At 49.3% G+C, this 23,931-nt stretch carries 26 protein-coding genes, 1 tRNA gene and 1 pseudogene; 25 read left to right on the top strand and 3 right to left on the bottom strand.

Annotation, left to right across the window (positions count from 1 at the left end):
• Window positions 1-11: 11 nt before the first annotated feature.
• On the bottom strand, window positions 12-1,340 hold the full coding sequence (locus BLQ17_RS07890) for a sigma-70 family RNA polymerase sigma factor (RefSeq protein ID WP_092221593.1): 1,329 nt from the start codon (window positions 1,338-1,340) through the stop codon (window positions 12-14).
• 340 nt (window positions 1,341-1,680) lie between these two features.
• On the opposite strand from BLQ17_RS07890, the gene malQ reads away from it, so the two are divergent.
• From malQ to BLQ17_RS07835, 11 genes are all read left to right on the top strand, one after another.
• The gene (gene malQ / locus BLQ17_RS07885) at window positions 1,681-3,207 is read left to right on the top strand and encodes a 4-alpha-glucanotransferase (protein WP_092221592.1); all 1,527 of its coding nucleotides are present in this window, start codon (window positions 1,681-1,683) and stop codon (window positions 3,205-3,207) included.
• 92 nt (window positions 3,208-3,299) lie between these two features.
• Window positions 3,300-3,374 (top strand) — tRNA-Glu (locus BLQ17_RS07880).
• A 100-nt stretch (window positions 3,375-3,474) separates the two neighbouring features.
• On the top strand, window positions 3,475-3,810 hold the full coding sequence (locus BLQ17_RS07875; RefSeq protein ID WP_143005461.1) for a TraK family protein: 336 nt from the start codon (window positions 3,475-3,477) through the stop codon (window positions 3,808-3,810).
• Complete coding sequence (locus tag BLQ17_RS07870) at window positions 3,810-4,547, top strand: nucleotide-binding protein (RefSeq protein ID WP_092221590.1); 738 nt, start codon at window positions 3,810-3,812, stop codon at window positions 4,545-4,547. The genes BLQ17_RS07875 and BLQ17_RS07870 overlap by 1 nt, the downstream gene beginning before the upstream one ends.
• Window positions 4,534-4,758, top strand: a complete 225-nt coding sequence (locus BLQ17_RS07865) for an HTH domain-containing protein (protein WP_092221589.1) — start codon at window positions 4,534-4,536, stop codon at window positions 4,756-4,758. Before BLQ17_RS07870 ends, BLQ17_RS07865 begins: the two co-directional genes overlap by 14 nt.
• A 170-nt stretch (window positions 4,759-4,928) precedes the next feature.
• Window positions 4,929-5,843: a helix-turn-helix domain-containing protein gene (locus tag BLQ17_RS07860; RefSeq protein ID WP_092221587.1), complete on the top strand. Its 915-nt coding sequence runs from the start codon at window positions 4,929-4,931 to the stop codon at window positions 5,841-5,843.
• Window positions 5,833-6,102, top strand: coding sequence for a hypothetical protein (locus BLQ17_RS07855; RefSeq protein ID WP_092221585.1), 270 nt, complete (start codon window positions 5,833-5,835; stop codon window positions 6,100-6,102). Before BLQ17_RS07860 ends, BLQ17_RS07855 begins: the two co-directional genes overlap by 11 nt.
• A gap of 5 nt (window positions 6,103-6,107) precedes the next feature.
• Window positions 6,108-6,434, top strand: a complete 327-nt coding sequence (locus BLQ17_RS07850) for a TrbC/VirB2 family type IV secretion system protein (RefSeq protein WP_092221583.1) — start codon at window positions 6,108-6,110, stop codon at window positions 6,432-6,434.
• Window position 6,435: 1 nt separating this feature from the next.
• Window positions 6,436-9,168 (top strand): VirB4 family type IV secretion/conjugal transfer ATPase, encoded by a 2,733-nt coding sequence (locus BLQ17_RS07845; RefSeq protein ID WP_092221581.1) that lies wholly within the window; start codon window positions 6,436-6,438, stop codon window positions 9,166-9,168.
• On the top strand, window positions 9,165-10,097 hold the full coding sequence (trbB, locus tag BLQ17_RS07840; protein ID WP_092221579.1) for a P-type conjugative transfer ATPase TrbB: 933 nt from the start codon (window positions 9,165-9,167) through the stop codon (window positions 10,095-10,097). Before BLQ17_RS07845 ends, trbB begins: the two co-directional genes overlap by 4 nt.
• Window positions 10,098-10,100: 3 nt before the next feature.
• Window positions 10,101-10,931, top strand: coding sequence for a TrbJ/VirB5 family protein (locus BLQ17_RS07835; protein ID WP_092221577.1), 831 nt, complete (start codon window positions 10,101-10,103; stop codon window positions 10,929-10,931).
• On the opposite strand, the gene BLQ17_RS22545 is transcribed toward BLQ17_RS07835, so the two are convergent.
• Window positions 10,932-11,168 (bottom strand): hypothetical protein, encoded by a 237-nt coding sequence (locus BLQ17_RS22545; protein WP_176761138.1) that lies wholly within the window; start codon window positions 11,166-11,168, stop codon window positions 10,932-10,934. It lies immediately after the preceding gene.
• Here BLQ17_RS22545 and trbL point away from each other — a divergent pair.
• The 14 genes from trbL (at window position 11,098) to BLQ17_RS07765 (ending at window position 23,478) form a co-directional block, all read left to right on the top strand.
• Window positions 11,098-12,186, top strand: a complete 1,089-nt coding sequence (gene trbL / locus BLQ17_RS07830; RefSeq protein ID WP_092221575.1) for a P-type conjugative transfer protein TrbL — start codon at window positions 11,098-11,100, stop codon at window positions 12,184-12,186. The two genes, BLQ17_RS22545 and trbL, sit on opposite strands and share 71 nt — an antisense overlap.
• Complete coding sequence (locus tag BLQ17_RS07825) at window positions 12,183-12,845, top strand: VirB8 family type IV secretion system protein (RefSeq protein WP_092221573.1); 663 nt, start codon at window positions 12,183-12,185, stop codon at window positions 12,843-12,845. Before trbL ends, BLQ17_RS07825 begins: the two co-directional genes overlap by 4 nt.
• Window positions 12,846-12,847: 2 nt before the next feature.
• Window positions 12,848-13,780 carry a P-type conjugative transfer protein TrbG gene (gene trbG, locus BLQ17_RS07820; protein ID WP_176761136.1) on the top strand — a complete coding sequence of 311 codons (933 nt, stop codon included), beginning with the start codon at window positions 12,848-12,850 and terminating at the stop codon, window positions 13,778-13,780.
• Between the two features lies 1 nt (window position 13,781).
• Window positions 13,782-14,204 carry a hypothetical protein gene (locus BLQ17_RS07815; RefSeq protein ID WP_092221569.1) on the top strand — a complete coding sequence of 141 codons (423 nt, stop codon included), beginning with the start codon at window positions 13,782-13,784 and terminating at the stop codon, window positions 14,202-14,204.
• The gene (locus BLQ17_RS07810) at window positions 14,197-15,474 is read left to right on the top strand and encodes a TrbI/VirB10 family protein (protein ID WP_092221567.1); all 1,278 of its coding nucleotides are present in this window, start codon (window positions 14,197-14,199) and stop codon (window positions 15,472-15,474) included. The genes BLQ17_RS07815 and BLQ17_RS07810 overlap by 8 nt, the downstream gene beginning before the upstream one ends.
• Window positions 15,475-15,486: 12 nt before the next feature.
• The gene (locus BLQ17_RS07805; protein ID WP_092221565.1) at window positions 15,487-15,699 is read left to right on the top strand and encodes a hypothetical protein; all 213 of its coding nucleotides are present in this window, start codon (window positions 15,487-15,489) and stop codon (window positions 15,697-15,699) included.
• 1 nt (window position 15,700) lies between these two features.
• On the top strand, window positions 15,701-18,163 hold the full coding sequence (locus BLQ17_RS07800) for a DUF5710 domain-containing protein (protein WP_176761135.1): 2,463 nt from the start codon (window positions 15,701-15,703) through the stop codon (window positions 18,161-18,163).
• Complete coding sequence (locus BLQ17_RS07795; RefSeq protein WP_092221561.1) at window positions 18,160-19,977, top strand: type IV secretory system conjugative DNA transfer family protein; 1,818 nt, start codon at window positions 18,160-18,162, stop codon at window positions 19,975-19,977. Before BLQ17_RS07800 ends, BLQ17_RS07795 begins: the two co-directional genes overlap by 4 nt.
• A gap of 12 nt (window positions 19,978-19,989) precedes the next feature.
• Window positions 19,990-20,433, top strand: a complete 444-nt coding sequence (locus tag BLQ17_RS07790) for a S26 family signal peptidase (RefSeq protein ID WP_092221559.1) — start codon at window positions 19,990-19,992, stop codon at window positions 20,431-20,433.
• 2 nt (window positions 20,434-20,435) lie between these two features.
• A complete protein-coding gene (locus BLQ17_RS07785) occupies window positions 20,436-20,777 on the top strand; it encodes a plasmid mobilization protein (RefSeq protein WP_092221557.1) in 342 nt (113 codons plus the stop codon).
• Window positions 20,778-20,810: 33 nt separating this feature from the next.
• Entirely contained in the window at window positions 20,811-21,065 is a 255-nt protein-coding gene (locus BLQ17_RS07780; RefSeq protein WP_092221555.1) for a hypothetical protein, read from the top strand.
• Window positions 21,066-21,123: 58 nt separating this feature from the next.
• Window positions 21,124-22,341, top strand: coding sequence for a TraI/MobA(P) family conjugative relaxase (gene traI / locus BLQ17_RS07775; RefSeq protein WP_092221553.1), 1,218 nt, complete (start codon window positions 21,124-21,126; stop codon window positions 22,339-22,341).
• Between the two features lie 119 nt (window positions 22,342-22,460).
• On the top strand, window positions 22,461-22,598 hold the full coding sequence (locus BLQ17_RS23655; RefSeq protein ID WP_092221551.1) for a transposase domain-containing protein: 138 nt from the start codon (window positions 22,461-22,463) through the stop codon (window positions 22,596-22,598).
• Between the two features lie 259 nt (window positions 22,599-22,857).
• On the top strand, window positions 22,858-23,478 hold the full coding sequence (locus BLQ17_RS07765; protein WP_092221549.1) for a hypothetical protein: 621 nt from the start codon (window positions 22,858-22,860) through the stop codon (window positions 23,476-23,478).
• Between the two features lie 228 nt (window positions 23,479-23,706).
• Here BLQ17_RS07765 and BLQ17_RS22850 read toward each other — a convergent pair.
• Window positions 23,707-23,931: pseudogene (locus tag BLQ17_RS22850) on the bottom strand (IS4 family transposase); the annotation flags it as partial.

Raw genomic sequence — 23,931 nt, 5'->3', positions numbered from 1 at the left:
CCTCGCAAATTTTAATCAATAAAAAATTTCAGTTTTTCCCTTCGACTAGAATGGCGCAGACGATTCAATGCTTTTTTTTCTATCTGCCTGATCCGTTCTCTTGACACATTGAACAACTTGCCTATTTCCTCAAGAGTATATTCCGCTTTTTCACCGATACCAAATCTGAGCCGGATAATTTTTTCCTCTCTTTCACTCAGCGTTTCAAGAATATCATTTACCCGCCCCGACAACTCCCTTGTCTGCACCGCATCGTAGGGTGATTGGGATTCCTGGTTCTCAAGGAAATCCCCCAGGGTGGAATCGTCGTCACCGACTGGAGTCTCAAGTGATATGGGTTCCCTGGATGCCTCCAGGATAGAGAGAATTTTATCCATCGGAAGAGCCGTGGCCTTGGAAATTTCCAGCGGGGTCGGCTCTCTTCCCAACTCTTTAAAAAGAGCATAAAAAGCTTTAAAAAACTGACTCCTGAGCTCAAGGAAATGTACCGGGAGCCTGATTGTCCTGGTCTTGTCGAGTATAGCCCTGGTAATTGCCTGTCTTATCCACCAGGACGCGTAAGTGGAGAATTTATTGCCCTTGGTGTAATCGAAACGAAAAACCGCCCGCATCAACCCGAGGTTGCCTTCCTGGATAAGATCAGCCAGGGTCAACCCCTGATGCATATATCTTTTGGCTATCGACACCACCAGCCTGAGGTTGGCCCTGATCATCGTATCCTTGGCAACTTCGATCGAGCGGCTGTACGCTTCAAGTTTTGCCTGAAGCTCAAAAAGCTCACGAACGTCAGGATACTTCTTGGCGGTGCTGATTACATTGTATCGCATGAAGTTGAGCTGCTGCTTCTTTGGCTTCAGGGTCGGGTCTCTTTTTTCCCAGAGATCTATCCGCTCCCTGAGCAGTACAATCTCCCTGACGCCGGAAGTGTCTTCACGAATCGCGCTGATTATAGCTTCAAACCCCTGGCGGATGGTCTTGCTGTATTTTGCCTCCTCTTCCGGAGTCAGCAGATCAAACCTTCCCATTTCCCTGAGGTAGGTGGTGGTGGTTTCTTCCGCTTCATGGGTCTCGTCTTCCCCCACTGCGGATTCCTTTGCAGAAGAAATATCATCTTGCGAAGAATCGTTTTTTTCCCAAACCTCCCCAGAGAGCGTTCTTTTTTCGCCGTCTTTTTCAACAGTAACGATCTCGATAGAGTGGGCGCCCAAAAAATTAAAGATCGATTCAATCTCGTTAGGGTCCTTAATCTCTTCAGGTAACAGTTCATTGAGATCGTCAAAGCTAATACAGCCTTCTTCCTTTCCAGCTTTTAACAGATTTTCTTTCAGTTCAGGCAGCACCAGACACCTACTCCATATTGAATTTTACGGACTCTCTGCTGTGCAATAGCCCATCAGGCCTGCTCACCACAGATAGCTTGAAGAAACACAGGGATAAAATTAAATTTTTGACAAAAAAAAAGCTGACGAGAAAGTTCTCGTAAGCACGTAGTAATTGCAGAAGCTCGTACTATTAAAACATTTCGAACAAAATTGCAAATTTTTATCGATTCGTTCAACCATTCTCGGCCTTTTCCTTGTCCTCTGCACTGTAACCACTATAATATAGCAACAATAAGCTGACTTTCAAGGCGACCATAACAATTTGTTTGCCATTTCCCCAGGACCATTTAAATATTCTATGATTTCAAAACGTTCAAGCGGTATTCTTGCCCATATATCAAGCCTCCCCTCACCGTATGGGATCGGCGATATCGGATACTCCAGCTACGATTTTCTCTCTTTTTTGAAGGAATCGGAACAATCCTTCTGGCAATTTCTACCAATCGTGGCCACTGATGCGGTCTTTGACCATTCCCCTTACATGAGCTGTTCCGCCTTCGCCGGAAATCCGCTTTTCATCTCATTGGAATTACTTTTTGAAAGCGGGCTGATAGACAGGGACAGTCTGCAACCACCCTCTTCTTTTTCTCCGTACCTCGTGGATTTCCAGGCGGTTAAAGCCTTCAAAGACAAACTGCTTGAAGAAGCGACGACAAGGCTTGCTCTCGCAGAACCCGACGATTTTCAACCGTTTCGCGAAAGTAATCCGTGGCTGGATGATTACGCCCTCTACATGGTAGCCAAGGAGCAGTTTGCCGGCAGCAGCTGGAGCCAGTGGCCCGGTGAGATAAGAAACCGCGACCGAACCGCCCTTGACAACCTGCGCGATCGTAACAGAATACGGTTCAATCACTATCTTTTTGAGCAATATCTGTTTGCCAAACAGTGGCAGGCCCTGAAGAAGCGTGCCGCCGACCTGTCTATCCACCTCTTCGGCGATCTCCCTTTTTATGTCAGCTACGACAGCGCCGATGTCTGGGCCAACCAGGTGCTTTTTCTGTTAAACGCAACTTCGAAGATCCCAACCGAAGTTGCCGGGGTCCCGCCCGACTATTTTTCAAAAACCGGCCAGCGGTGGGGCAATCCTCTTTACAACTGGACATCAAAGAAAAAAAACATTCGTGAAAGCCTCCTTGAATGGTGGAGCAAAAGGCTGCGCCACACGTTCTCGCAGATGGACCTCGTTCGCATAGACCATTTCAGGGCGTTTGAATCTTACTGGTCCATCCCGGAGTACGAAAAAACCGCGATCAACGGCAAATGGGTCAAGGGACCGGGTGCATTTTTTTTCAAAGAAATGGAAAAACGCGCCGGCAAGCTCAATATAGTCGCCGAAGACCTGGGAATAGTCACCGAGGAAGTCACCAGGCTCAGGGATGATCTGCAATTTCCCGGCATGAAAGTTCTCCAGTTTGCTTTTGACGGCAACCGGGACAACCCTTTTCTGCCGCACAACTTCACCTCCGATAATTGTGTGGTATATACAGGAACCCATGACAACGATACCACCCTGGGGTGGTTTTTAAGCGACGCTGTAAACGATGAACAGAGAACCCTCATTAAAAATCTCGTCAACAGCGGTCTCAACGACCAGAAACCGATCCACCACGACATGATCTACCTTGCGCAATCATCTATTGCCGGACTTTGCATCCTTCCGCTCCAGGATATTCTGGGATTTGGCAACGACTGCAGGATGAACAGGCCGGGAATAGCCGAAGGAAACTGGCGCTGGCGCTGCGCACCGCAATTTCTTACCGAAGAGGTAAAAAACTATCTCAAACGGGGCACCACCCTTTTCAACCGCTCCAGGAACAGACTATGACTCGTTGCTGCCGCACATTTTTCAGCAAATCCCGATCCGGCTTTTATTTTCTGTTGACAAGGCACCGGAGGTCAAGTATAAACGTGCCCACTGGCCCCATCGTCTAGCGGTCAGGACGTCGGCCTCTCACGCCGAAAACAGGGGTTCGATTCCCCTTGGGGTCACCATAAGGTGCTGATTTAAGGGTGTTATTTTTCTTTGTATCCAGGAAAATAACACCCTTTTTTTGTGATGTTTTCCTGTAGGACAAACCTGAAGGAAAACATTATGGAAATCAAACCATCCTGCAAGAGCCAGTTCCTCGCCATCAAAGAAGAAGCTATAGAGCTTCTTGAAAAAGGCTACAGCAAAAAAGCCGTCTACCGGTATTTTCGTGATAAAAAGAAGATCGCAATGAGCTACACCTCGTGGCGAATCATTGTCGACACCCACAAAAAAAGTTCTCCGTTTGCTGCGTTCCACAAAGCCAACAGACAAAAACAAAACTCCACAACTGCTCAAACACCAACAAAAACTTCAACTGCTTCTCGAAGTTTTAAGCATGACCCAACCCCCCTACCGGTTGATTTCAATTTCAACCAAAAGAAGAAGGAGGGTAAGTGATGGCGACTATACATCTGATCCTGCAGGGCAAGGGCGGTGTCGGCAAAAGCTTTGTCAGTTCGCTGCTGGCGCAATATCTGATAGACCGGGAAGAGAAAGTTGCCTGCTTTGACACCGATCCCGTAAACGCTACCTTCAGCGCCTATAAATCACTGCAAGTCCATAAACTGGATATTCTCGAAGACGATAATATTAACAGCAGGCTTTTTGACAGCCTCATAGAACAGCTTTTGCAGTTACCCGAAGACAGCAGCGCAGTGATCGATAACGGTGCAGCATCTTTTATTCCTCTGGCGTCATACATCAGCGAAAACATGGTCCCGGACCTTCTCAAGGAATCCGGCCATGATCTTATTATCCATACCGTGATCACCGGCGGCCAGTCTGCGGGCGATACCCTTAAAGGTCTCCAATCACTGCTGGGTGGTTTTAACACTCCACTAGTTGTTTGGGTAAATCCATTTTTCGGCTCCAGCGATTACTTCACCGATCACAATCTACGACAAGAGGTTGTCCAAGGCGGCGGTAAATGTATCGCTCTGCCCACCTACAAGAAAGACACCTTCGGCTTCGACATCGAAACGATGCTGAGCCGCAAGCTGACGTTTGACGAGGCGATCCAGACACCGGAAATTAACCTTATGGCACGCCAGCGTCTCAAGATCGTTCAGCAAAAGATATATCAGCTTCTCGATGAAGCGCAGATAGTGAAGGAGAAAGACGATGCTACTGAATAAAAATTCCCTTGATAAGAACATAGGAATAGTAAGCCAGGTAATCCTAGATCATCTGGTCACGAGCAATTCCCAGACCCAGGCACAACTTGCCAAGGAATTGGGAGTAAGCAGCAGGACTGTGGCCAACCATATAACCAAGTTAAAAAAGCTTGGGCTTTTAAAAGTCATACGACGAGGGAGGGGGAAGACCGCAATTTATAAGACAGTGTAAATGAAAAGGGCTTTTTTCAGTTGCAGCTGAAAAAAGCCCGTAATCATAGGGCGCTAAGCGCCGGATACTACAAGAGTTAGTAGTATCAAAGTACTTGATTTTAAAAATAGAGTCAAGTGCTAACAGGTGTTTTGTGCCCATTAGACGAGTTTTCCTAGGAGACTGTTTTTATGGGAACTTTTGGATACAGCAATGTATTTCTGAGCATCGACGACCCTAAATTCCGACAACACGTTAAAGCGTCAGGACTCAAATCATCCGTCCAGCATACTTTTTCGCTGCTTTACTGGCTGAGCAAAAAAGAGGGATACGCGTTCGCGCGCCAGACAACTCTTGCATCTATGCTCGGGATCAGCAACCGAACGGTGAGCAGCCATATTTCAAAGTTGAAGAAACTGGGGCTTATCAGCGTTGTAAGGCGTGGAGCCGGACAAACCGCAAAGTATTTTGTGAAGAGCATTAAGAAACTGAAACAACTTATTTTTTCTTTGGCGCTATCCAAAAAACGAAGAACTGCCTTACCTATAAAATCCGCAGAAACTGCGTATCAAAAAACGTTCACTAACTATAAAGGAAAGAACAAGGTTACTCCCCCCCTCCCCCCCTCCGGGGGGCAAGACCAGTTTGCACTTTTGTGTGAACACTACCCCAACCGTGAAAACCTCCACAAAGCCAGGAGGACTTTTTTCAGGCTATTGCGCAAAGGCCGCCTCCCGGATCTGGAAAGTCTTATCAAAACCATTGGCGTATTCAGAAGAACCGACAGCTGGCAGCGGGGATACATCCCGCAATTGTGGCGATTTCTGCGGTACGAGCGATACAGCGAAGCCCTTGAGGCTGTGCAAACAGCAGAAGCTGCAAAACGTGAAGCAAAAGTCCGGCTCCAGAAAGAAAAAGAGAAAGAGGCCAGGCTGCAGCAGGAAGAGGAAATGAAAGACCGATCATTTGCCAACTGGCTTGAATCCCAATCTTCTTTTTTTCTGGAGTCTTTAAAACCGATCAAAAAATCAGGCGATACAGCCTGGAAACTGATGTCGTTTGATTTATGGCTCAGGTTTATCTACTGGCCGAACTATGCGCTTTAACAAACTGAAAGAAGAGATAGCTAAAAAGCACCAGGTCGCGATTACCGACGACGATCCGGTGATGCTTGTGGCGACGATCTGCCAGCTCTTTCTTGATGAAAGCAAAAGGCTCCTTGAGCGGATGGAAGAAGAACAACGCGAACGATTTGAACAAGAACTCCGGAAACGGGAAATAAAAAATTCCCGGTATCTGGCAACAATAGCCGCCCTCGCAGGTATTGCGGCGGGCATATTTTTAACCCTGATCATATCGAGGTAACGCATATGAAATTCAGAAGCATCATATCTTTATCAATGGCAATTGCAGCTCTCACCCTAGCCCTCTGCGGTCCGGACCTGGCTCTTGCCGACACAATAACCGAGTTTGAGGGTCCCATGGAAAAAGTGATGAACACACTCACCGGTCCCTGGGCCAAGGCAGTAGCCATCATCATGTTTGTCACGGCTGCTTTCATTCTGTGGTTTCGCAAGGAAGAGCTTGACGGCTTTGCCAAGGGACTCTGCGTGATCGTGATGATCATTTCTACCCTTGCTTTTGCGCAAAGCATAATTGGCGCCATGTTCTCTTTTGGCAGCGGAGCCCTGATCTGAGATGGCCCGCAGACGAATATCAATCTTCAGGAGCCTGCACCGGGCCAACCTTATCGTTGGGGTTGAACGCGACCTGCTTTTTCCCATAGCTATTGGTGGAGGACTGGTGATCATCACGTCAAATGGCAACTGGCTCAAACTGCTGTTTGCCACCGTGGCGATCATCGGGGCACTCACCCTGGCCCGTATGTCAGGCAAGGCGGACCCGATTATGACAAAGGTCTGGAAATTTCATATGAAACATAAAGAGTTCTATCCGGCCAAGGACAGTCCGTTTAGCGCTCCGTCAGGTGCCGCATATAGAAGTCACCGGACAAAAGAGCCCGGTCTGCAATCGCTGCTGCAGTATGCGGTGATGATCGATAACGGCCTGATACTCTGCAAGGACGGCTCGTTTTTTGTCGGTTACCAGCTTACAACAAGGGATACGGCAAGTTCCACGGAATCGGAGCTTGCTTCTTTTTCCTCATCCATTTCCACCTCGACAAAAGAGCTTGGCGACGGCTGGTCACTGCATTTTAACTGCATCCGCAGCCCCGAAGAGTATTACCCGGGTTCAAGTGAAAGCTTTTTCCCAGATCCGGTGACCAGGGCGATAGATGACGAGCGAAGAGAGCTTTTTCGCAAAGAGGGAAAACATTTCAGGACCAGCCACTATCTTTTTCTTTCCTGGCGTCCCAACCTTGCAAGCGAAAAGATAAACAGCTTCTTCTATACCGAGACAGGAGGTGAGACGCGGAATCGCAAAATCAGGGCAGATGAAGGTGAAAAAGCCCTGGCCCGCTTTAAGGAGGAACTGATCGAGATCGAGGACCGGCTAAAGATCTCTTTTACCCTGCATCGTTTAAAAGACATACAAACCCAGAGCGCAACCTGCTCGGAACTGCTTGAGATAATAAGCTACTGCATCACAGGAGAGCGCCACCCGGTCTTGCTGCCGCAAGTACCGATGTATCTTGACGTACTTCTCAGCCGAGCGGACATAACGGGCGGCGTGGTTCCAAGAGTCGGCGAGAAGCATATCGCCGCACTTGCGATCGACGGTTTTCCCCACGAATCCTTTCCCATGATGCTGGACACCCTTGACTCGCTCAGTATCCCCTACCGTTTTTCCAGCCGCTTTATCTGCATGGACCCGTATACGGCTTCCCGGCAGATCGAGGATTATTCAAAAGCCTGGTCACAGAAAATGGTGGGGTTGATTGACAAGCTGTTCAACAAACGCGATCCGCGTGTCAACCGGGATGCGGCGATGATGCATGAAGACGCGGAAGAAGCCAGGTTCGCCAACCAGCTGGGCGATGTCGGTTTTGGCTACTATTCCGGCAACGTGATTCTTTTAAACGAAGACAGGGATACGCTTGCCGGAAATATCAGGGATATACGCAAGACCCTTCTCACCCAGGGGTTCGGCTGCAGACTGGAGACTATCAACAGCCTGGAAGCCTGGCTTGGGACACATCCCGGCAACAACTACGCCAATATGAGGCGGGTAATCCTGCATACGCTTAACCTTGCGGACATCCTGCCCTTATCAACGGTCTACGCCGGACACAAACATTGTCCATGTCCCTTCTACCCGGAAAACAGCCCTCCCCTATTATATGCGGCAACTCAAGGGTCTACGCCCTTCCGTCTCAACCTTCATTTCGGTGATCTGGGCCATACCCTGATCTTCGGTCCGACCGGCTCAGGCAAGTCGGTCCTGCTTGCCACGATCGCCGCACAGTTCAGACGGTATCGGGACGCGTCAATCTATTGCTTTGACAAAGGCGGATCGATGTATCCGCTGGCAGCGGCTGCAGGAGGCACCCATTACGAGATCGCGGGTGACGACAGTAAACTGGCGTTCTGCCCCCTGCAGCAAGTTGACACCGACAGTGAACAAGCCTGGGCCGAAGACTGGATCACCACCCTCTGTGCCATCCAGAAAGTCGACATCAAACCGCACCATCGGGCAGCGATCCACGACGCCATGACACAGATCAGGCATAACCTGCCCAGCCACCGCACCATGAGCAACCTGTACCACTTCCTGCAGAACCAGGAGCTCAAGGAAGCGATCAAACACTATACGGTAGAGGGAGCAATGGGGCGGCTGCTCGATGCGGAAAAAGACAACCTCGATATATCCGGAAATAACTTTTCCGTCTTTGAGATTGAGGAGCTGATGAACCTTGGTGAAGAAAATCTTATCCCGGTGCTGCTCTATCTTTTTCACCGGATAGAGAAAAGTTTTACCGGCCAGCCTTCCCTGCTCATCCTTGACGAGGCGTGGATCATGCTCGGCCATCCTGTATTCAGGGCCAAGATCCGGGAATGGCTCAAGGTGCTGAGAAAAGCAAACTGCGCGGTAGTCCTGGCTACCCAGAGTCTTTCCGACGCAAAGGATTCAGGCATACTCGACGTACTCTACGAATCATGTCCTACAAAAATCTTTCTTCCCAATATGGCAGCCGACAAAGACACACAAAGAGATCTTTACAGGGCGCTTGGTCTTAACTCAACTCAAATTGGTCTTGTCTCCAAAGGGGTAGCCAAAAGGGAATATTACGTCACCAACCCTGAAGGGTGCCGGATGATAAATCTCTCTCTTTCTCCCTTGGCGCTCTCCTTTGTCGGGGCCTCGGGCAAAGACGATATTGGGGCAATCAAGGATCTGCAGCGGGAACATGGTTCGTCATGGCCTGAGATCTGGCTTCAAAAACGAAACGTTGCAAGGAGGCTCTCATGAAAAAACAAAGCCATGTCGTCCTCGACAGCCTCAGACATAACCTTGGACCGGTTGTCACCGAAGCGCTTGGCAATCCCGATATCATTGAGGTGATGCTCAACGATGACGGTCGCTTGTGGCTCGATTCTTTTTCAAGAGGACTGGTGGAAGCCGGTCGAATCGATCACAACCAGGCCTCCTCGATCCTCAGAGTGATCGCCTCGATGCTCGGAAATGTAGTTACCCAGGAAAACCCTATCGTGGAGGGTGAGCTGCCGCTTGACGGTTCCCGTTTTGAAGGCATTTTCCCTCCGGTTGCCGCAAGTCCCAGTTTTACGATAAGGAAAAAAGCGCTGCGGATCTTCAGCCTTGCCGACTATGTGGAGTCCGGGATCATGGAACCCGTCCACAAGGAAGTGATCCGTGAGGCTGTCAAAAACAAGAAAAACCTGCTTGTAGTCGGCGGCACCGGGTCCGGCAAGACCACCCTTGCCAACGCGATCCTGGCCGAGCTCTCCGCGAGCTGCCCAGGGGATCGGCTGGTCATTATCGAGGATACCTGTGAGCTGCAGTGCACAAGTGAAAACAAGCTGCTGCTCAGGACCAACCGCACCACAACCATGCGCCAACTCTTAAAGGCAACCATGAGGTTGCGACCGGACCGGATCATAGTCGGCGAGGTACGCGACGGCGCGGCGCTCGATCTTTTAAAGGCATGGAACACCGGTCACCCCGGCGGGATCTGCACGGTACACGCAAACAGTTGCGCAGGCGGACTCCTGCGGCTTGCCCAGTTGATTTCAGAAGTCTCAAGCTCACCGATGGAAGAGCTGATCCGGGAGGCGGTCGACCTGGTGATCTTTATCGCAAAGACTCCGGACGGAAGGCAAGTAAAGGAACTGGCAATGGTTAACAACAATCGACTCGAAACAATAAGCAAAGAGGAATGAAAAATGAAAAAGATCATTATCACCACAACCCTTGCAGTCTCAATTATGTTCGGTCCCCAAAACTCCTCGGCGTTATTCTGCTCAAACTGCTCGACAGTTTTTACTCAGTTGTTCCAATATGTCGAAGACATTGAATCCGTGGTCCAGCTCACCAAGCAATACTATTTACAGCAACAGCAATATGAACAATCCCTCAACGACTATATCGAGTTTATCAAACAGACTACGGAGATGATTGAGCAGACCAAACAACTGACCAACCAGACCGACAACATGATCCAGAACACAATCAACCTGCCAGGACATCTCAAGGACAGGGTGATCATTGAATCCAAATATCTGCTTAAGGCTCTCGGAAAACTCAAGAGCTTTAAAGCGGACCAGGAAGTCTTGCAGGAAATCTATACGGAAACGTTTCCGGGACTTGAAGAAATTAAAATTGAAGGCCTTCCGGTTGAAGAGAGGATAGCTATTTACGATGAGCAGTACAAGAACGCGACTCTAAAAATTGACGACGTACTGAAATCCTCATTCGGACTCTCCGGCGAGCAGTTGGAGCAGCTTGAGCAAACAGGCGAATTTGACGCCTATCTCCGGGATCTGCTTTCTGAAAAAGAAGGCAACCTGGATGCTATTGAAGCGGGTAACCAGGTGATGGGATTGATAGCGCAAGAGCTGCGCGACCAGCGAGCTCTCACAGCCACCTATTACCAGGCCCAAAGCGCTTGGAACGCCCAGGAACGCCAGGGAAAAAAGAACCAGCAGAAAGAACTGGAGAATTGGTTCATTGAAGAAGTGGAAATATCAGACATTCTTATGCAGCCGGGCTCATGATCACTTGTTGTCATTAGTCGGTGTCTTATCACCAGGTTGTATCAATATGTCTTGGATATCAACAGGTTCATCCATCCAAGATTCGTCATATTTATGTTTTGACTCAAATAAAAAATAAGTGCCTCCGACCATTCCACCGGCAAGGCAAAAACTAAGGATAACCAAGATGATCATTTTCGCAGACACAACAAACACTCCTGAAAAAAATATTATTACAAGACAAATAGTTACAGTCATAACCACCCTACTCACCCTAACAACATCAATGATTTTTTGCAATGAAACTTTTGCGGCAACACCAGACCTCAACATTACACAAAATCTGGTTAATTTATATAAAACCTTGGGTACAAAGTGGGGTAGTAACGTCAAACCCCATGCCATCTGGCTGCTTAACTGCCTGCTCGTAATCGAGGTCGTTTTTCTTGCAATCAGGCTAGGTCTTCAGAAAGCTGATATCACGGATGTGATCGCCGAGCTTGTCAGGGTCGCGATCTTTGGAGCCACTTTCTACTGCCTCATAATCTATGGCCAGGATCTCACAGCAAAGATCGTTGACGGCTTTATTGGTTTAGCCGAAGACATTCATAAGCCTTCAGAAAGGGTATCACTGTTTTTCAGAGACAGCATTACCACTGTCAAAGCTATGGAGAAGATCGCCACGATCTTTCAACCTGGCGTTGCCGTTATGATCGCCCTCTGTGCCGTAGTAAGCTTAGTCTGTGCTGCTCTTACCTATGGGATGTACCTCATTATCCTTTGTGAAGCTTGGATCGTGATGAACGTCGGCATTCTGATACTTGGTTTTGGCGGCAATCGACATACCAGAGGATGGGCCACCAACTTTATGCGTTATTCGCTCGCAGTAGGTTTGAAGCTCTTTATAATCCAACTCCTCATAAATGTTATCTATACCCTCGTTCACACAATAGTTGCATGGGAGTTCAGAACCCCTACGGATGTCTTTGTCGTCACCGCCAATTTTGTAATTTGCGCATTTCTTGTCAAAGCCCTGCCCGACTCTTTAGCAAGTTTTGTTTCAAACTATTCCGGATCTTCCGGAGGGATGATGGCAGGTGCCATGGCCGCAGGCGTTGGAACAGCTGTCGGAGCTGCCTCCATGGGTACCGGCGCTGCCATCGGCGCTTCCGGAGGCGGTGGACTTGCCGGTGGTATCAGTGGTGCCCAGAAAGGAGCGCTTATGAGCCTTTCCGAAGCGGCACAGGCTCATTTGAAGAAAGAGGAAGAACAATGACAAAAGAAGAAAAAAACAATCACTATCTCGCCGGGAAAAGAGCCTGGGCGGAAGTATACGGCTCTTTTATCGAAGAACGTAACAGGTGGCGTATGATCGCCCTGGTTGCTGTGACCGTTACCTTGCTGCTGGGAGTTGCCAATATCTGGCAGCTCACCCAGGCAAAGATAATTCCCTATGTCGTCGAGGTGGACCGAGCCGGACGGGTCTCGGGGGCTTCCGCAGCTACAGCGATCGACAGCCGGGAAGAGGTAATCCAGTACAGCCTCGCAAGTTTCATCAACGCCTGGAGAACAGTTACCGCCGACATATCACTCCAGGAAAAATACGTCAAACAGGCAAGTTTTGTCTCCGTCGGGGCTGCCAAGGGAACGCTCGGCCAATGGTACACCCAAAACAACCCGTACAACAGTTCACAAAAAAAGCTGGTAGAGGTGCGGATCACCAGGCTTCCACTCTATGTCTCAGGTGACACCTGGTCGGCAGAGTGGGAAGAGATCACCCGAAATCATCAGGGTGAGATCCAGGTCAGAAAAACCTATACCGCAAATCTCGTAATCAAGAGGAAAACACCGGAGACACAAACGGAGATCCTCCGCAATGCGGCAGGGATCTATGTCTCGGAGGTTTCCGTCTCGGAAAAAACAGGAGGATTATGAAAATGAAAAAAACATTTGTACTTATCACGCTTGTGCTGTTTGCAAACCCGGCTGCAGCCGCAGAAAACGCACCGCTGACCGTCACCATCGACGAACCCGGCCAGGTCACGACACTTGAAGTCGGCAACCTCGGCGGAGACCCGCTCGATTTATCATTTATGGATGCATCCTACGTATCGCCCGCCCCTGCGATCCTGAGCGACCGGGAGAAAATGCCGCTTGAGCTGGCACAGGAATGGAAAGAAAACGCTCTTAAACCTGCACTTGGAGGAAAAGGCAAAGTCAGCTTTGTCTATGGCCACACCATCCCGACCATTATTGTCGCACCGTATCAGGTCGCAGACCTTGAAATGCAGCCTGGCGAGAAGATCAGCTCAATCGTCCTTGGCGATACCGCCAGGTGGCATGTTGAGGTGGTCAACTCAGGCACCGGCAGCTACAGCACAAGCCATATAGCGTTCAAGACTATTGATTCCGGCATTTCAACAACTGCGCTGATCACAACCGACAGAAGAGCCTACCACATCAAGCTCAAATCCGACCGAAAGGAGCATATGGCGTATACGGGATTCTTATATCCACACGATACACAGACAGTTTTTTCGTCAGCCGTTAACCAGGAGGAACCAAAGGACAAGGACACCAAAAAACGTGGGTTTGATCCCGTCGACCTTGACTTTCAGTACACCATTAAGGGCAAGGCACTGTGGCGACCTGTACAGGTCTATAACGATGGGAAAAAGACCTATATCCGCATGCCGGAAATTCAGGAGATGCCGGTACTGCTCGTTAAAACTGCAGCGGGCCAGGGTCTTGTCAATTACCGGGTGAAAGACAGCACCTTTGTGGTCGACCAGGTCTTTGAGGAAGGCTATCTGATCGTCGGATTAGGCAAAACCCAAGAGAAAATAACCATCAGACATAAGGAGGCATAGCATGAGATATCTTCCCTTACTTTTCCTGGCGTTTCTTACTTCCTGCGCTGCATCCGTGCCTGACAGATCTTATGTGGCACTTACTCCTGCGGCAGATCCCAAAACGATAACAGAGTTTATCCTGGATCGGCTGGTAGCAGAGTATCCAAGCTCCAGTGAGCAGAGCATTTATTTTAAACCGTCAGCTAACAGAAATTTTAATGAAGCTCTTGAAAGCGCAGCCCGCGAGGCCGGATTTCAGGTCGCCGCCACCCCATCCCCCGAAGCGGTTACGGTGCGGTACGTTATCGATTCCGTCCAAGGGACAAACGCCAGCTATATCTCCCTGAAGACAGACAAAGGACTCATCATTTCAAGGACGTTTGATTCCAATACATACGCCCTCAATACTACATTTTTACGACAGGATACACAAAATGAGTGACAAGGCACCGCAAGGACTCTCCCGACCTTCAGTCGTGGTAACGACCTTGAGCAGAAAACCGGTAGTTATCATCGGACTGCTTGTACTTATCATCATCGGCCTGGTCGTCTCCGCCATCTTCACCAAACCGGATTTCACACAAGAGGAACAGCAGGAGGACCTGGTTGTAAGACCCTCGGAAGATTTCAATACTTCCGTCGGGGCCGGACTTAACCTGCCCAAGGCACCCGATGTCAAAGGCGTCACCGAAAACAAGGAGGTGGAAAAAGATCCAAGACAACTCCTGCCACGGCCAATAACCGTAACACGTCCCCAGGTCGACCCGATATTGCAGATGCGGCAGCAGGAGCTGCTGGAACTCAGGCGCTATAAACGTGACCTGCAGAGGTCGGCACTTCACTCAAAACCTCTTGCCTACACGCGACCGAGCGTTAACCGGGACAACGGTGAGAGCACGCCTCCGGATTCAAGCCTTGCTTCTACCGGTACAGCAGCTGCAGATTCTCTGCCATCACCAATTTCCTCCAAGGAGCGTGACCTGGAATACGCAAAAGCAATGGCTGCTGCTGCAGCCAGGGGTGAAGATCCATCCACCGTACCTTACCCAGCTGCTCAAGGGGAGCAGACAATAGGTGCCGTAACAGATGACTGGGACAACGGATTCAGTATGCAGGGTACCAACCCGCTTGCCCTCCGTACCGGCGCGGTTATCCCTACGGTGCTTATCACCGGGATAAACTCAGATCTTTCCGGCCAGATTATCGGTCAGGTCAGCCAGGATGTCTACGACACCGCCACCGGTGACAATATGCTCATTCCCCAGGGCACCCGTCTTGTCGGCCAATACAAAAACGGGGTTGCCCTCGGTGCCAAAAGACTTTTTGTCGCCTGGACACGTCTGGTTTTCCCGGACGGCAGGACCATGACGCTCAACAAGTTTCCAGGAGCGGACCAGCTCGGCCAGAGCGGATTGTCCGATAAGGTCAACAACCACTATTTCAGGATATACGGCCATGCGCTGCTCATGAGCCTGATTACCGGAGGAACAGCATATTCCATCGATACGCTGTCGGATAACGACAGTGACGTGCCAAGCTTCAGCCAGAGCATGGGAATGGCCCTTGCCACCCAGATGAGCCAGGCCAGCCTTACGCTGCTGCAGAAATTTGCAAACATCAGCCCCACCCTGACCGTGAGGCCCGGCTACAAGCTCAACGTCGTAGTCGTTAAGGACCTGCAATTTACCGAACAGTACGAGAACAAACTTTAAAGGAGAAACACCATGTGGACGAAAGAAAAGATGCAAGAATACGCGTTCAAAAGAGCAATGACAGTTGACGACTACCAGGTATGGCTCGACGAAAGGCTTTTCGGCGAAAGTGCAACAACCGACCGACAGCTCGAACCCGACGAGGCAGAGTATCTCGCCTATATGAGCGGAGCCATGATCTCCTCCGCCGAGGAAATGGACCCCGAAGAAGAGCATGGAGGTTGATATGTCATACCAGGATAAAATTCAGACTTTTATTGATAATACCATACAGGCCATCGAAAGCTCTTCCGCACCCTGGCAGGTGCCCTGGAAAGAGGGAGAGCTGTTCGAGCTTCCCAGAAGTTTTGTTACAGGCAACGATTACCGGGGAGTCAACCTGGTCGAATTGGCAAGAAAAGGATACAACGATCCCAGGTGGATGACCTATAACCAGGCAAGAGAACACGGCCTCCATGTCCGGAAGGGAGAAAAATCCACTCCGGCGCTCTACTACAGCCCGACACGACTTGTAAAAGAACAGGATGAAAACGGCAACACCCTTGTCGACAAATCGACCGGCAAGCCCCGGATGAAAGAGGTTGGCGCTCCTGTTTTCAAGACATTTTCTCTTTTCAACGGGACCCAGATCGAAGGACTGGGGCCCTATTTCACGCAAACTCCGGAATGGAAGCCCGACTGGATAGCGGACGATATTATCAACAGTTTCAAAAGAGACATATCGATAACCGAGAGTCAGCGGGAAAGAGCTTTTTATTCACCTGCAAAACATGCAATCGAGATCCCCGCGAAAGCGAGTTTTAAAAGTCAATCGGAATACTATTCCACCATCTTCCATGAACTGGCCCACGCGACCAAACACCCCGACCTGCTCGACCGGCAGACAGGCCCCGCCTCCGATAAAAAGGAGTACGCGAAAGAAGAGCTCAGAGCCGAGATCGCGGCATGGTTGATCTGTACCCAGATCGGCGTGGGATATACGCCTGAGTCGGAAAAAAACAACGAAGCCTATGTCGCCGGATGGTTGAAAAAGCTCCCGAAAAACCAGAGGCAGAAAGAGCTGCTGGCAGCGATCCGGGACGGAGAGAAAATCAGCGAATTCGTTCTCAGCCAGGACAAGGAGGTGATGCTATGGAAGGAAAAGCTTGCCCAACCACCAATTCAGGGAAAGGACACAGGCCATATTGTCCCTGATAAAGATTCCGGATCAGCAGAAAAAATTCTCCTGAATGTTCCTTTCGAGGAAAAAGACCGGGCCAAAGAGCTTGGCGCCAGGTGGGACCGCCGTCAGAAAGCATGGTTTATAGAGCCGGACCAGGACCCGGAGCCCTTTAAAAAATGGCTGCAGACAGCTACTCAGGAGGAACCTGCAGCCCAGAAAGTGAAGCTGGATGAATCGAGCTGGAATATCGGCTATCAGGATGGCCTGACCGGAACCAGGGAGCACGAGCGTGAAGTTATAGACGACCTTTCGTACAGCTCGGGTTGGATCGAAGGTGATGGGGCAAGGGAGTTGAGTGTTAAGAGGAACCACGACACAACACTCGCAGCTCCATCTCCAGATCCTGAAAGAACCTATCTTGATGTTTCCTTTGAGGAAAAAGACCAGGCCAAAGAACTTGGCGCGAAGTGGGACCGCCATCAGAAAGCATGGTTTATAGATCCGGATCAGGACCCGGAGCCTTTTAAGAAATGGCTGCAGGCAGAGAAAACAACTTCTTCCGTCCTCGATTTTGCGGAAATCGAAAAACAGTTTCGGGACCATGCTGCCGGGCTGGGCCTTAAAGTCGATACCCTGGTGATGGACGGCACGATGCAGCGGGTCCCTGTGGATACCGATAAGGCCGGGAAAAAATCAGGAGCCTATGTCATCTACCCCGACGGTCGGCCAGCTGGTTTTATGCAGAATCATAAGACCGGAGAGAAAATAAAGGTGAAGTATGAGGGAGAGCTACCCAGGGACGCGGTGAAGCAAACAGGTGAGATCTCAAGAGAGGAAGAGCTGCAGGCAAGATACGAAAAAGCCGCAAAGACCGCCTTTGGCATCTATGTTAACGCCGCCCCGGCCCCGAAGGATCACCCGTATCTGCTGGCAAAGAAAATAGAACCCGAGGATGGAATCAGGGTCGATAACAGCAACCGTCTTATCATCCCCTTAAAAAATCCAAAAACAGACAGGATAGAGAGTCTGCAGTTTATCTCCGAAAACGGCGACAAGTATCTCCTAAAAGACGGCAGGAAATCGGGCAACTGCTGTGTCCTTGGAAAACTTGACGCGAACAAGCCCATACTCCTGGCCGAAGGATACGCCACCGGGAAATCCCTCCAGGATATTGCCCACCTTCCGGCGGTGGTCTGTTTTGACGCAGGCAACATGGAAAACGTCGCACACTCGATCAAGGAGCTGATGCCGGATGCGGAAATATTTATCTGCGCAGACAACGATCACTCCAAAAAGAAGAATGTAGGGCTTGAAAAAGCAAGAAGAGTAGCCAAGGCCATTGGCGGCGAAGTCATCGTGCCCGAGTTCAGCGAACAGCAGAAAAAGCAGGGATTGACCGACTTCAACGACCTGGCAAATTCAAGGTATGGCAGGGCTCGGGTAAAAAAGGCTCTCGAAAGGAAAATTCCGTTTCTTGGAAAGGCAAAAGAACAGGATCACGGCCTGGGACTGGAGATGGGACGATGAAAAAACAAAACTACGGTCTCAGGTCGGGGAACCGGGAAAGAAAAATACGATGGTGGCTGCCGATAACAATTGCGCTCTGGGCGGTTGCGGCAATGACCTTCGCGACGCAGTTCTTTGCAATGGAAGTGGGTTTTCATCCGGCAATAGGGTCACCTGTTGTCGCTCACTGCTATTTCCCCTGGAGTATCATCCTGTGGAATCTTGACAGCATCATAGCCAGTCATCCAGGCCTTACAGAGGCAACGGAACTTGGCATGGCCGTATTCATGGTGCCGTTGTCGATAATCTTTATGGTGATCCTTACAAGACGCCCCAAGGGCAACCGGAACCTCCACGGAACAGCAACATGGGCCAAAAAGAAAGATCTTGGTCCAATGGGGCTTACCAATACCACAGGCGTATATGTCGGAGGTTTTGCCGAAAAAAACAGGATTCAATATCTTCTGCACAACGGGCCGGAACACGTCCTGGCATTTGCCCCCACCAGGTCAGGCAAGGGGGTTGGCCTTGTCATCCCTACCCTGCTTGCCTGGGAGGGCTCCACCATCGTACTCGATATCAAGGGAGAGAACTACGCCCTGTCATCGGGGTACCGCAGGAAGAAATTACATCACACCGTCTTCAGGTTCGATCCGGCAAGCCCTGACGGATCGGCCAGGTTCAACCCTCTTGCAGAAGTACGTCTTGGCACCAGTTACGCCATCTCCGATGTACAGAATATCGCCTCAATGATCTGCGATCCGGACGGCAAGGGGTTGAAAGACTATTTTTCCCAGGCAGGATATGCTTTTCTGACGGGTCTCATACTCCACGTCCTTGTGGTAAAGGATGACGCAAGTCTTGCCGACGTGGTGGATGAGATCACCAGGGATGAGTACGCCGATGATATCAAGGGCCTCTTTTATCATATGACGGACACGCCCCACGCCGAGCTGCTGCAGGCCCGGTATCCCTTAATGGAAACGGATCTTGCGGCCAACATAGAACGGGCAATCCACAGCTACGCAGGAGAGTGCGCGATTAAAGCCGACCGCGAACTGTCAGGGGTTATTTCAACGGCTGTAACCAACCTCTCACTCTACCGCGACCCGACCGTTGCAAGGAACACCAAAACGTCTGATTTCAGGATTGACGATATCATGAACTCTGAAAAGCCAATCGACCTGTACTTGGTGGTGAGTCCCGCAGATCTCGACCGGCTGCGCCCGTTGCTCCGGATATTTTTCAACCTGGCCCTGCGTAAGCTCACGGCGACGATGGAGTTTAAGGACGGCAGTTCCATTGCCAACTACAAACACCGCCTGCTTCTTATGCTCGATGAGTTTACAAGCCTTGGCAGGCTTGAGATTATGCAGCGGGCACTCGCCTTTATGGCAGGCTACGGGATCAAGGCGTATATCATCGTCCAGGACCTCACCCAGCTGCAGGAAGCCTATACCAGGGATGAGTCCATCACCTCAAACTGTCATGTGCGGATAGCCTACGCCCCGAACAAGATCGAAACGGCAAAGCTGCTTTCCGACATGACCGGCAAGACCACCGTTGTAGATAAGAAAACATCCATTTCCGGCAAGCGATTCGGCCATATGGGCAGCGCCTCCGTCTCAATTTCCGAGGTGGCAAGGCCCCTGCTCACACCTGACGAATGCATGCGCCTTAAAGGGCCGGTCAAGGACTCTTCCGGGGAGAAGATACTCGAACCGGGCGATATGCTCATATTCGTTGCCGGATTCCCGGCGATCTACGGGCGGCAGATGCTCTATTTTCTCGATCCGGTCCTGTCGGAGCGGTCAAGGATTTCAGCAGGTATCTAGCGGAGAATACAGATGAGACTTGTAAAATCCATCGTCTTTAGTTTTGTGGTACTCGGTCTATGCTCTTTCATGGCACAGTATTGCTATATAAACACCACCGCCAGCTTGCCCTATGGACTTTATTTAAGGACCAACCAGCCAATCGAACCTGGCGTCCTGGTCGCATTTTATCCACCAGCATCCAAGGCTGAATTTGTATCGAGATACACAGAGCCGGGTACCCCGCTTCTCAAGAAAGTAACCTTCATTGGTGGTGAGAAGTACCATCTCCCTCCAGCTGCTGAAAAAGACTCAAGGGGCCAGCTGATTCCTCCTTACACTCCAATAAGAGGAGTTGTGCCCCGAGAACACTTGATCGTAGAGGGAAAAACGATACACAGCCTGGACAGCCGTTATATCGGCCCGATACCGACAAGTCTTGTCATCACGACCATCAAACCTCTTTGGACCTGGTGACTATGAACAAGCCGAAAAGAGAAATATGCCTGAAGGCATACATCACCCAGGATGAGCATGACCGAATCAAACAGCTTGCCGAACAAACGGGTCTGTCGATATCGGAATACGTGCGCAGGGTTTTATCCGGCAGCCGCGTAGACTCAAGAATCGACCAGACCGCGTTTCTGGCTGCTTTAAAAGTCAACGCGGATCTCGGCCGCCTTGGCGGACTTTTTAAACTCTATCTCTCCCAGGACAGGACAATTGTCGATCCGGAAAAGATACGAAAAGTACTTTTTGAAATCGAGGACCGGCAGGACGAGCTCCGTCCGATCATACAGAAGATCAGGGAAGCTATCTGAAATCAATTCAATACAACCGCGAGGAAAACAACCATGAGCCATGAACGTATACTGAAAAACAGGGCAAATCTAAACAATCTAAAAGAGCCGGGGCAGGATGCCTGGTGTGAAAATTGTGATGAAAGATTGATATTCTCTTTACGGGATGACCACCATGAATTCTCCCTGGGAATGAGGACCATACTGGAATGTCTGAAATTTGCCGAGGAACAGGGGGAGATCCCAAAAATTCCAAGAAAATGGTGGAATAAAATCTCGGTCAGACATGGAATAATATCAAGGGAGTAGATATGAAAGTCTATAAACTGCGAGTAACGGATAGAGCAGACGCCAGGGAGCTCACCATTTGATCTCAAAAAGAATCCACTGCAAACCGAAAAATGACAACTACAGGCGGTTGGCTCTCTATATTGCCGATGCCTCCCACAAAGGGGAAAAATGCCTTCAGACCTGGACCGCAGGATGTTATGCCGGGCAGGATTACCATCTAGCGATCGATGAAATCAAGACCACCCAGAAACTCAACACCAGGAGTCAAAAAGAAAAGACCTATCACCTGATCATTTCTTTTCATCCGGAGGATATGCAAAAGCTCTCCGGGGACGATTTCCACCAAATAGAGAAAGAGTTCGCAAACGCCTTGGGATTCGAGAACCATCAGCGACTTTGCGGGGTGCATATAAACACTGATAATCCCCATATGCATGTCGCCTACAACATGATCGATAAGGAGAAGTTTACCAGGCACGATCCCTTCTACGATTACCACAAACGGGACAAACTCTGCCGTGAGCTGGAAAAAAAATATGGGCTGACTGCTGATCCAGGTGTAGAGCAACAGTTTACCGATTACCTGGAACAGAAAAAGTCCTATATAACTGAAGCACTGCAATCCGGTAGTTCATGGGATGAGCTCCACAGGCAGCTGGCAGGACATGGGCTTGTCATTCAGAAGCGAGGCAACGGTCTTGTGATCGGCGCTATCGGCCACAAGCAAAGCGCCGGTTTTCATGTCAGGATGAGCAGCCTGGGAAAAGACTTCTCCAGGAAAAAACTGGAAAACCGGCGGGGAACCTTTGTAAAAACCAGCGGCGACCATGCGATTATAGAATATTTCAGGAGGATACCGAAAAATTCGAAAGCTTCAGATTTTCAGGCAAAGAGCGGTATGAAATCCTTTGAGTCCTATATCAGGCAAAACCTGGAAAGTGTCAAGCAAGCTGCTGCTATTGCCACCACCTGGGAAGACTTCCACCGTGACCTCGCCGCTCTGGGAATGGAAATAAAGCCTAGAGGTGCAGGTTATGTTCTTCAGGACCTGGGCAGTAAGGTAAGAGTCCCCTTCTCAACCACCGGCCTACGGATCGCGCAGCTTAAAAAAAAGCTTGGGGAATTTGAGCTCTCGCGTGGAACCTATAAACCTGAAAAAAGGTACAAACCGACCAGGATACGCTCCGGCGTCTCAAGAAAAAGTTACTTACCGACCCGAAAGAAAAGGAAGAACACCATCAACAAAATATCAGGACATCTGGAAGATTTTTTTGCAGACGACTATGATTCGTAAATGATTCTGTTCACATTACTTTGGTTCCACTTTTTTCAACTTACCTCAATGGAGTTATAGTCAGTGCTTGAGAATGATTCTTCGAACATCAGACTCGACTATAACTCAAGGCCAACAGGCTGGAACCGTACAAGTATCTCCGCTACCTCTTTGAACAACTTCCATTTGCTGCAGCTGTGGATGATTACAGAAAACTGATGCCCAGTAATCTGACTCCGGAGATCTTGGAGGGAGCCCCTAACGTAAGTTCTGTCTGATTGCTACAGCAGCAGGCTTAGAAAGTGTGTCTTTATTGGTGTGCTTGGAGAAACGCTTACGTATCTACTGATTAACGTTCGGATCAATACGGGCTTACAGGCTCGGTGAGTTCAAGGGAGACCATGGCAAGCATGGATAACCTGGCTGAAAACTTGAATAACCACTTTACTGATGGTATTATTAAATATATAAGGCAGTTAGAGCAGTTGATTTTCTTCTCTTTCCATTGAGTTCGAATTATTTTTAAGAAGGGTAGCCATGGGTATTCTAAACAAATTGTTTGGTAGAAAGCCTCCTCCTTCGAAGCGGTATGAAGAGGGCTGTATTAAATGTGGAGAGCTTAGTTTTACATACGATGAGTACCATAAAGAATACTATTGCAATGATTGCGGTTGGGTGGTTAACGAAAAGCCTATAGGAAAGATAGAGATTACTGAAAAGTATTGTGAAGCAGAGGCAGAAGAGAGCGAAAATACAGACTCCTTAGTTCCATCTCTAGGGGAAATTCAAGAGATTGTCAAAGCATACGGTTATTGCATGGAACAAGAAATACCAAATCCAAGTTGTATAGCAGATTCTAGTCAGTTACCCTACCCCAAGGCGACGATAAAGGCGGCTTTGTTGGTAGCACTAAAACTAGAAGAAGATGAGCAGATGAAAAACGCCCTAAAGCTAGGATACATTTCGCTTGCAGATTGGCAAGATGGAGTGGGACCAACTCCGTATGGTGTTGATACAACAAAAATAAATCTCAATGGTGATATACAAGAAGCTGTAAAAACAATTACTGATCAAATGCAAGGTGATAAAGATTGGTTAACCATTGCGAAAGCGGAAAGTGAGCAATTGAGACAAGATCTTATAAATGCAGGTCTTTGATCTTGTTATTAAGACGAAACTTGATTACCAGACATAGATCCAAGAACCTTGATCACCAAGCTGTTGAATTTCGGTTCATTAGCGTTCAATATCTGTCGGGTAATCAACGTACTTCTTAATAATTCGTTCCATTGCTGTCCAAAACAGGACAGAGTTGAAAACTGTTCGTTGATTTTACGGGGATCACAGAGTGCAAAACCCGCATTTTCAAAACCAGGTTGCTCTTTTTCATTTTGCTATCCTTGTCGGCTGTCCAAATCCTGGCAGTCGAAGTTGCACCCCTGGAATATCTGGTGGATGGCCGAAAGGATCATGTAGCCAATAAACCAGGTCCCTATAAGTGAAGAGATTCAGGCGCAACATGGTTGCCAGGTTTGACATTGACCACCCGAATTTCGACAGATGATGGAGGTACTTCAGTAAAAGCAAGGCGATAAGGGCTGTCCAAATTTG

Origin of the sequence: Desulforhopalus singaporensis (assembly GCF_900104445.1) — a bacterium.
Lineage (GTDB): Bacteria > Desulfobacterota > Desulfobulbia > Desulfobulbales > Desulfocapsaceae > Desulforhopalus_A > Desulforhopalus_A singaporensis.
The sequence above is the reverse complement of the archived record's forward strand: the minus strand, read 5'-3'. Positions and strand labels throughout refer to the sequence as shown.